This is a genomic window from Leekyejoonella antrihumi (assembly GCF_007845645.1).
Classification (GTDB): Bacteria; Actinomycetota; Actinomycetes; order Actinomycetales; family Dermatophilaceae; genus Leekyejoonella; species Leekyejoonella antrihumi.
In genome coordinates this window covers 1-8,670 of sequence record NZ_VCQV01000026.1, presented here as the reverse complement: position 1 = coordinate 8,670, position 8,670 = coordinate 1, and the positions used below count along the sequence as shown (strand labels likewise).

The window sequence follows — 8,670 nt, the reverse complement described above, 5'->3', positions numbered from 1 at the left end:
ACTGCGTTCGCCCGCGGCTCAACCAGCCGTGCGGTGTTTGCCCGGCGGCTCAACCAGCGGAGCAGGCCGGGACGGTGCCGTGTCAGCGGGTGGTGCGGACTCCGGGCTCAGCCCCGAGCTGTTCGGCGGCACAGCGCAGTTCGGGCACCGCGCGCTCGACCACCGCATCGGACATCCGGGTCCGGGGGCCCGACACGGACAGCGCGATCCTGGACGGTATGCCGGGCACCGCCACGGCGACGCACCGCACCCCGACCTCCTGCTCACCGTCGTCCATAGCATAGCCCTGCGCGCGCACCGCCGTCAGCGCCTCCGCGAACGCGCGTGTGGAGGTGATGGTGTGCTCGGTGGCCGGCGCCATCCCGGTGCGCCCCAGCAACATTCGCACGGTCTCGGGGTCGACATCGGCAAGCAGGGCCTTGCCCACTGCCGTTGTGTGCGGGAGTGCACTGCGGCCGACCGCGGTGAACAGGCGCATCGAGTGCTTGGAGGGAACCTGGGCGGCATACACGATGAGGTCGCCATCGAGAGCGGCGAGGTTGGCGGTCTCCCCGATGCTGTCCACCAGTCGAGCGAGATAGGGCCTGGCCCAGGTGCCGAGCAGGCTCGAGGTGGCCTCGCCGAGTCCGATGAGACGCGGACCGAGACTGTATCGCCGGGAGGGCTCCTTGCGCAGATATCCGCGATCGACGAGGGTCTGCGCGAGGCGATGGATCGTGGGCATCGGGAGTCCGGACAGCAGGGAGATCTCCGAGACCCCGGCGCTTCCGCCGGCTTCGGCGACCGTCTCGAGGATGTCGAATGCACGGTCCAGCGACCGCACCCGAGTGCCGATCCGCTCGGGTGGGGCCAGGTGGTTCTGGGTCATCATCCGACCTCAATCATTCCGATATGCGAAAAGAAGCTGTCACGATACAGAAGTTGCTGGGGCGAGGGAAGAGTGTCAGCGGTCGGCCCCGCGCCGAGAGGAGACGGTTTTGGAGGCGTTCGGAAGCTGAATTCAACAAAACGTTGACGTGATGGACGTCACAGTCTAGTGTTCCGTCTGTGTAAAACTCTTTTCCGCATCTCGATATAACGCATCTGCGAGACCAGTCGAGAAGTAGGAGGATCGGGCCGCCCCGCATACGGCGCACGGGGTAGGTCTTCACCCGATCCACACCGAGTCAGTGGACTCGGTGGGCGCCTGATGAGGGAGCACCCCCCATGACCACTTCCGATCCAGTCCTGACCAAGGCAGCGAAACCTCGTGCCACGCACCCGGTTGACGAAATCCTTCCCGTGCCGAAGCTTGCGATCTACGGCTTCCAGCATGTCCTCGCGTTCTATGCCGGAGCGGTGATCGTGCCGATCCTGCTGGCCAGCTCGCTCAAGTTGAGCACACCACAGTTGATCCACCTGATCAACGCCGACCTGCTCACCTGTGGCATCGCCTCAATCATCCAGTCGATCGGCTTCTGGAAGATTGGGGTCAAGCTGCCGCTGCTGCAGGGCGTCACCTTTACCGCGGTCTCCCCGATGATTGCTATAGGTGTCGCACACGGCAACGGCACCAATGGCCTGCTGGTCATCTACGGCGCCGTCATCATCGCCGGCCTCTTCACGTTGTTCGCGGCGCCATACATCAGCCGCCTCATCAAATACTTCCCGCCGGTGGTCACCGGGTCGGTGATCACCATCATCGGCATCGCCCTGCTGCCGGTGGCCGCGACGGACGCCGCGGGCGGCGCCGCCAACCTGCACCCCGAGAGCGGCCGCAATATGGCCTACGCCATCGGCACCCTGCTGCTCATCGTCGTCATCCAGCGGGTCTTCAAGGGGTTCATGGCCACCATCGCGGTCCTCGTCGGCCTGGTGGCCGGCACCGTGATCGCCTATGTCCTCGGCGACGCCCACTTCACCAATGTCAGCAGTTCGGCGTGGGTCGGGGTGACGCACCCGTTCTACTTCGGCTGGCCGAAGTTCTCGATCGCCGCCATCATCTCGATGATCGTCGTCATGCTGATCACCGCGGTGGAGACCACGGGCGACGTCTTCGCGACCAGCGAGATCGTCGGCAAGCGGGTCGGCGCCAAGGACATCGGGCGTGCGCTGCGTGCGGACGGCCTCGCGACCACCATCGGTGGTGTCCTCAACTCCTTTCCCTACACCTGCTTCGCGGAGAACGTCGGGCTGGTCCGGCTGACCAGGATCAAGAGCCGGTATGTCGTGGCCTCGGCCGGCGCGATCATGATCGTTCTCGGGGTGCTGCCCAAGGCGGGTGCGCTGGTTGCCGGCATCCCGAACCCGGTGTTGGGTGGCGCCGCGCTCGCGATGTTCGCCACCGTCGCCGTGGTCGGTTTCCAGACGCTCTCGCGGGTCGACTTCCACGACCACCGCAACGTGGTCATCGTCGCGACCAGTGTCGGGTTGGCGATGTACGTCACCGCGATTCCCGACGTGGCGAAGGCGGTGCCGTCGTGGGCGCAGGTCCTCTTCGGCAGCGGCATCACGATCGGCAGCATCTCGGCGATCGTGCTCAACCTGATCTTCCACCACGTCGGCAAGAGCTACGGGCCGGCGATCGCCGGTCAGCCCGGCGACCTGATCCGGCTGGACGAGGTCAATGAGATGAGCAAGGACGAGTTCGTCAGCGCGTTCTCGGGGCTCTTCCAGGGGCCGAACTGGGTTGCCGCCCGCGCCTATTCCTTCCGGCCGTTCGCCGACACCCGAGTGCTGCGACGTGCCTTCCAGGACGCCATCTTCTCGGCCAACGACGAAGACCAGCTCGCGCTCATCCGGGACTACCCGGACCTGGGCGCGGACAGCGTGCACGACGACCCCGCGTCGTTGCGGGACCAGTCCTCTCTGGATCTGCTGCGGCTCGCGGAGGGCGAGCACGAGGAGCTCGGTTCGCTGACCGCGGCCTACCGCGAGCACTTCGGCTTCCCCCTGGTCGTGGCGATCCGAGACGAGCATGGAGTCGACGATGTGCTGCGCCGCGGCTGGGAGCGGCTGGGCAACTCGAGGAACCAGGAGCACGCGGCCGCCTTGATCGAGATCGCGAAGATCGCCGGGTATCGGTTCGACGACCGGGTCGCCAGTGCCAACCCGATCCATAGCGCACGCGACCGGTTCGCGACTCGGAGCTGATGAAGATGACTGTCCCGCAAGGACGCCGAACCATCCTGGATGGGTGCACGGTCGTCACGATGGATCCGGACCGGACCGAGCACCGGGTTGGGCACGTCGTGCTCGAGTCGGGCCGGATCACGGGCGTCGGCGCAGGCCCGGCACCCGAGGCCACCGATGCCGAGGTCATCGATGCGCGCGGTTGCGTCGCGACACCCGGGCTCGTCAACGCGCACCATCACCTGTACCAGTGGGTGACGCGCGGGATGGCTGTCGACGACACGCTCTTCGACTGGCTGGTGACGCTCTACCCGGTGTGGGGCGGCATCGATGAGGACATCGTGCGGGCATCCGCGACCGCGGGGCTGGCCTGGTTGGCCCGCACCGGATGCACAACGACCATGGACCATCACTATGTCTTCCCCAAGGACGGCGGTGACCTGCTCGGCGCCGAGATCGACGCCGCATCCCAGGTCGGGCTGAGGTTCCTGCCGACACGCGGTTCGATGGACCTGGGTCGTCGTGACGGCGGTCTGCCACCGGACCACGTCGTCGAGGACATCGACACGATCCTGGCGGCCAGCATGCAGGCCGTCGACCGGTGGCACGACGACTCGCCGGACTCGATGCTGCGGATCGGGCTGGCGCCCTGCTCACCGTTCTCGGTGACCGGAGACCTCCTTCGCGCCTCAGCCGAGCTCGCTCGGGACCAGGGTGTCCGGCTGCACACCCACCTTGCGGAGACCCTCGACGAGGAGGAGTTCTGCCGAGACCGTTTCGGCTGCTCCCCGGTGGAGTACATGGAGTCGCTGGGCTGGCTCGGCGGCGACGTCTGGATCGCGCACGGCATACATCTGGATGACGACGCGGTCCGGAAGGTCGGCGCATCCGGCACCGGGGTTGCGCACTGCCCGTCGTCGAACGGTCGTCTGGGCGCGGGCATCTGCCGCAGCCGTGACCTGCGAGATGCCGGCGCGCCGGTCGGCCTCGGCGTCGACGGGTCGGCCTCCAACGAGGCGTCCGACCTGCTGAGCGAGGCACGGATGGCGCTGCTGTTCGCTCGTGCGAAGGGCGGGCCAAAAGCCTTGAGTGTGCGGGATACTTTGGAGATGGCCACCATCGGCGGGGCGCGCGCGCTCGGTTGGGATCGCGACATCGGGTCTCTGGAGGTCGGCAAGCAGGCCGACATCGCATTGTGGCGGGTCGACACCCTGCCGCACGTCGACATCCTCGATGCGGTCGCCGGGCTCGTGCTCGGCAGCAACCCGCCGCTCGAGCGACTGCTGGTCGCCGGTCGCACCGTCGTCGAGCGGGACCGTCTGGTCACCGTCGACGAGGACACGGTCACGGCCCGGTCCGCGGCGGCGAGCCGGACTTTGCTGGCCCGGGCAGGTGTGAGCGCATGACCATCTCTGCAGGCGCAGACCAGGTGACAAGGAGCGGGACGAATGACGAGAGGAGCGGAATCATGAGCAGCTTGCAGGCCACGGTCAACGGACAAGAGGCCTCTCTGAGCGGGGTGTCGGCGCACACCACGATGTTGGACTGGCTCCGTGACCAGGGGCTCACCGGCGCCAAGGAAGGCTGCGCCGAGGGCGAGTGCGGGGCATGCGCGGTGCTGGTCGCCCGGCCCGATGCCGATGGCGGCACCACGTGGACCTCGATCAATGCGTGTCTGATCCCGGCCGCGTGCGTCGACGGTCAGGAGGTCGTCACCTCAGAGGGGCTGAGTGCAACGGGTCGGCTCCATCCGGTGCAGGAGGAGATGGCGACGCGCGGCGGATCACAGTGTGGCTACTGCACACCGGGCTTCGTCTGCAGCATGGCGGCGGAGTTCTACCGCAGCGACCGCTGCCCCGCCGGTTCGCCGCCGGCGTGCGGTGGCCACGAGGGCGACGCCGAGCACGGACCCAACGGGTTCGACATCCATGCGCTCAGCGGCAACCTGTGCCGGTGCACGGGCTATCGCCCGATCCGGGACGCGGCGTATGCCGTGGGCCAGGCGAGCGAGGACGACCCGATGGCGAAGCGCCGGTCGGCCCCTGCCCCTGCCGCTGCCGCGACCCGATTCAGTGGACCCGACGGCGACTTCGTGCGCCCGGCCGACCTCGCCGAGGCGTTGACCGTGCTCGGTGAGCGACCGGACGCAACGCTGGTCGCGGGCTCGACCGACTGGGGCGTGGACGTCAATATCAAGGGCGTCCGCAGCCCGCTGGTGGTCGCGATCGACCGGCTGTCCGAGCTGCGCACCTTCGAGTTGCCCACAGGTCCGCTCGACACCCCGCAGGCAGGCACGCAGTACATCGAGCTCGGGGCGGCACTGACCCTCTCCGAGATCGAGCGGCGGCTGGCCGGACGCGTGCCGCTGCTGGAGCAGCTCTTTCCCCAGTTTGCCTCTCGGCTGATCCGCAACGGTGCCACAATTGGAGGCAACCTCGGCACCAGCAGCCCCATCGGCGACATGCCCCCGGTGTTGCTGGCCTTGAATGCGGTGCTCGTGCTCGCATCGGCGAGGGGCGAGCGGGAGGTGCCGCTGGTGGACTACTTCACCGGATACCGCCAGAGCGTGCGCGCCGCCGATGAGCTGATCAAGGCGGTGCGGATCCCCACCCCGCTGGCGCCGATCACGGCATTCCACAAGATCGCGAAGCGTCGATTCGACGACATCTCGAGTGTGGCCGTCGGCTATGCGGTCGACGTCCAGGACGGTGTCGTCTCCCGAGCCGCCATCGGCCTCGGTGGCATCGCCGCCACTCCGATCCGCGCGCGGGAGACGGAGAGCGCGCTGATCGGCCGGCCGTGGACGGCCGCCACCGTGCAGCACGCCGCGAACGTGCTCGGGGGCGAGGGCACCCCCATGGACGATCACCGGGCCAGCGCCCGCTACCGCACCGCAATGCTCGAGCAGTCGCTGCTCAAGCTGCACGCCGAGAACCCGAGCCTCCAGGAGGTCTGAGATGAGTCAGCTGTCCGAACGTCCCGAGAAGCCGGCCGTCGGCGTCAAGGTGCCGCACGAAAGTGCCGACCTGCACGTCACCGGGGCCGCGCTCTACACCGACGACCTGGTGAGTCGCTTCCCGCAGTTGCTGCACGCCTACCCGGTGCAGGCGGAGCACGCCCATGCCCGGGTGACGAGCCTGCGGACCGAGCCGGCGCTGAAGGTGCCCGGTGTGGTGCGGGTGCTCACCGCAGACGACGTGCCCGGGGTCAACGACTCGGGGATCCACCACGACGAGCCGCTCTTCCCGACCGAGGTCATGTACTACGGGCATGCCGTCTGCTGGGTCCTGGGCGACACGCTGGAGGCCGCCCGCCTCGGCGCGAAGGCCGTCGAGGTCGATTACGAGTCGCTGCCGTCCGTGGTCACCATCCCCGATGCCATCGCCACGGACAGCTATCAGGGTGAGCAGCCCACCGTGGCCCGCGGCGACGCCGCCGCCGGGCTGGCGCGGTCGACCCATGTCTTCAGCGGCACGTTCGAGTCCTCCGGCCAGGAGCACTTCTACATCGAGACGCAGGCCTCGATCGCCCAGGTGGACGAGAGCGGGCAGGTCTTCATCCACAGCAGCACCCAGCACCCCACCGAGACTCAGGAGGTTGCGGCGCACGTGCTCGGCCGCAGCTCGAGCGAGGTCACCGTGCAGTGCCTGCGGATGGGCGGCGGCTTCGGCGGCAAGGAGTCCCAGGCCAACGGGTATGCCGCGATCGCCGCCCTCGGTGCGACCCTGACGGGTCGCCCGGTGCGGGTGCGGCTGAACCGCAACCAGGACATCACGATGACCGGCAAGCGCCCGGACTTCCACTCCGTCTGGGAGGCCGGCTTCGATGACGACGGTCATCTGCTCGCGTTGCGCGTGACCATGACCGTGGACGGGGGCTGGAGCCTTGACCTGTGCCAGCCGGTCTTGTCTCGGGCGCTGTGCCACGTCGACAACGCCTACTGGATCCCCGACATCGAGGTGCACGGCCGGATCGCCAAGACCAACAGGACATCTCACACCGCCTTCCGCGGATTCGGCGGTCCGCAGGGCATGCTCGTCACCGAGAACATCCTGGGCGAGGTGGCCCCGCTGCTCGGCCTGACCGGGGAGGAGATCCGGCACCGCAACTTCTACCAGCCGGGTCAGCTCACCCCCTTCGGGCAGCCGGTGCGGCAGATCGAGCGCCTGGAGAAGATCTGGACCCAGGTGCTCGACGAGGGCCGCTATGTGGCCCGACGTCTGGAGGTAGAGGCCTTCAACCGGGCGCACCCGCACACGAAGCGCGGGCTTGCCGCGACACCGGTGAAGTTCGGAATCTCCTTCAACCTCACCGCGTTCAACCAGGCCGGTGCGCTGGTGCTGGTCTACAAGGACGGCTCGGTGCTGGTCAACCACGGTGGCACCGAGATGGGCCAGGGACTGCACACCAAGATGCTGCAGGTGGCCGCGACGGCGTTGGGCCTGCCCCTGTCGTCGGTGCGGCTGGCGCCCACTCGCACGGACAAGGTCCCCAACACGTCCGCGACCTCGGCAAGCACCGGCGCAGACCTCAACGGCGGCGCCGTCAAGAACGCGTGCGAGCAGATCCGGGAGCGGCTGGCCACAGTGGCTTCGGGAGTGCTGGGAGTGCCGCCGAACGACGTGCGCTTCGTCGACGGTCAGGTGCACGGCCTCGGCAGCTCGCACGAGCCGCTGCAGTGGGCGGATCTGGTCAAGACGGCCTACTTCCACCGGGTGCAGCTGTCGGCCGCCGGCTACTACCGCACCGAGGGGTTGCACTGGGACAACGCGAGGTTCCAGGGTGAGCCCTTCAAGTACTTCGCCTACGGCGCCGCGCTCGCCGAGGTGGAGGTCGACGGCTTCACCGGCGCGTACCGGACCCGAAGGGTCGACATCGTGCACGATGCCGGCGACAGCATGTCGCCGCTGGTCGATCTCGGTCAGATCGAGGGCGGCTTCGTGCAGGGCGCCGGTTGGCTGACCCTGGAAGACCAGCGATGGGACGCAAGCAACGGTCCGACCAGGGGGCGGCTGACCACGCAGGCCGCGAGCACCTATAAGCTGCCGAGCTTTTCGGAGATGCCCGAGGAGTTCAACGTGACCATGTTTGCGAACGCCACCGAGGAGGGCGCCGTCTACGGGTCGAAGGCGGTCGGTGAACCTCCGCTGATGTTGGCCATCTGCGTGCGCGAGGCACTGCGCAACGCCGCGGGCGCGTTCGGGGCCGAGGGCGCCACGGTGCATCTCGGTGCACCGGCCACCGCGGAGGCGGTTTTCTGGGCACTCGACACGGCCCGAGCGCAGGCCGCGCCCGACAAGGCCTCTGTGGGTGCACCTACCAGCGCTGTCCCGCAGCCAGTGATGGCATCCAACCGATAGAGGCCGGGTCAACTGCTCCGCCGCCGATCGGCGACGCAGGTATTGCGCCACACCAAGATTGACTAATACCGAGTCCCTAGCCTGCGTCTTTCACGGGTTGAGGTGTGACGCGCGGTCGGGGGACGTGAAAGTGCCTGTGCTGTAAGAGATACTTGGGTTTGCGACAACTCAGGATCTCTACAGGACAGGCACTTTCAAG

General features: G+C 67.8%; 5 protein-coding genes. 4 read left to right on the top strand and 1 reads right to left on the bottom strand.

Going from position 1 to position 8,670, the window contains the following annotated elements:
• Window positions 1-82: 82 nt before the first annotated feature.
• On the bottom strand, window positions 83-868 hold the full coding sequence (locus tag FGL98_RS16705) for an IclR family transcriptional regulator (RefSeq protein WP_146318543.1): 786 nt from the start codon (window positions 866-868) through the stop codon (window positions 83-85).
• 338 nt (window positions 869-1,206) lie between these two features.
• Between FGL98_RS16705 and uraD the strand changes: the two genes are divergently transcribed.
• The 4 genes from uraD to xdhB all read left to right on the top strand — a co-directional run bounded on the left by uraD (window position 1,207) and on the right by xdhB (window position 8,471).
• A complete protein-coding gene (gene uraD / locus FGL98_RS16700; RefSeq protein WP_146318541.1) occupies window positions 1,207-3,132 on the top strand; it encodes a 2-oxo-4-hydroxy-4-carboxy-5-ureidoimidazoline decarboxylase in 1,926 nt (641 codons plus the stop codon).
• A 5-nt stretch (window positions 3,133-3,137) separates the two neighbouring features.
• Window positions 3,138-4,517 carry an 8-oxoguanine deaminase gene (locus FGL98_RS16695; RefSeq protein ID WP_146318539.1) on the top strand — a complete coding sequence of 460 codons (1,380 nt, stop codon included), beginning with the start codon at window positions 3,138-3,140 and terminating at the stop codon, window positions 4,515-4,517.
• A gap of 62 nt (window positions 4,518-4,579) precedes the next feature.
• Entirely contained in the window at window positions 4,580-6,067 is a 1,488-nt protein-coding gene (locus FGL98_RS16690; protein WP_146318537.1) for a xanthine dehydrogenase small subunit, read from the top strand.
• A 1-nt stretch (window position 6,068) separates the two neighbouring features.
• The gene (gene xdhB / locus FGL98_RS16685; RefSeq protein WP_146318535.1) at window positions 6,069-8,471 is read left to right on the top strand and encodes a xanthine dehydrogenase molybdopterin binding subunit; all 2,403 of its coding nucleotides are present in this window, start codon (window positions 6,069-6,071) and stop codon (window positions 8,469-8,471) included.
• Window positions 8,472-8,670: the final 199 nt, after the last annotated feature.

What these genes read in the sequence shown, in the direction of transcription:
- FGL98_RS16705 (WP_146318543.1), bottom strand. Translation starts at nt 868, where the DNA reads ATGACCCAGAACCACCTGGCCCCACCCGAGCGGATCGGCACTCGGGTG.
- uraD (WP_146318541.1), top strand. Translation starts at nt 1,207, where the DNA reads ATGACCACTTCCGATCCAGTCCTGACCAAGGCAGCGAAACCTCGTGCC.
- FGL98_RS16695 (WP_146318539.1), top strand. Translation starts at nt 3,138, where the DNA reads ATGACTGTCCCGCAAGGACGCCGAACCATCCTGGATGGGTGCACGGTC.
- FGL98_RS16690 (WP_146318537.1), top strand. Translation starts at nt 4,580, where the DNA reads ATGAGCAGCTTGCAGGCCACGGTCAACGGACAAGAGGCCTCTCTGAGC.
- xdhB (WP_146318535.1), top strand. Translation starts at nt 6,069, where the DNA reads ATGAGTCAGCTGTCCGAACGTCCCGAGAAGCCGGCCGTCGGCGTCAAG.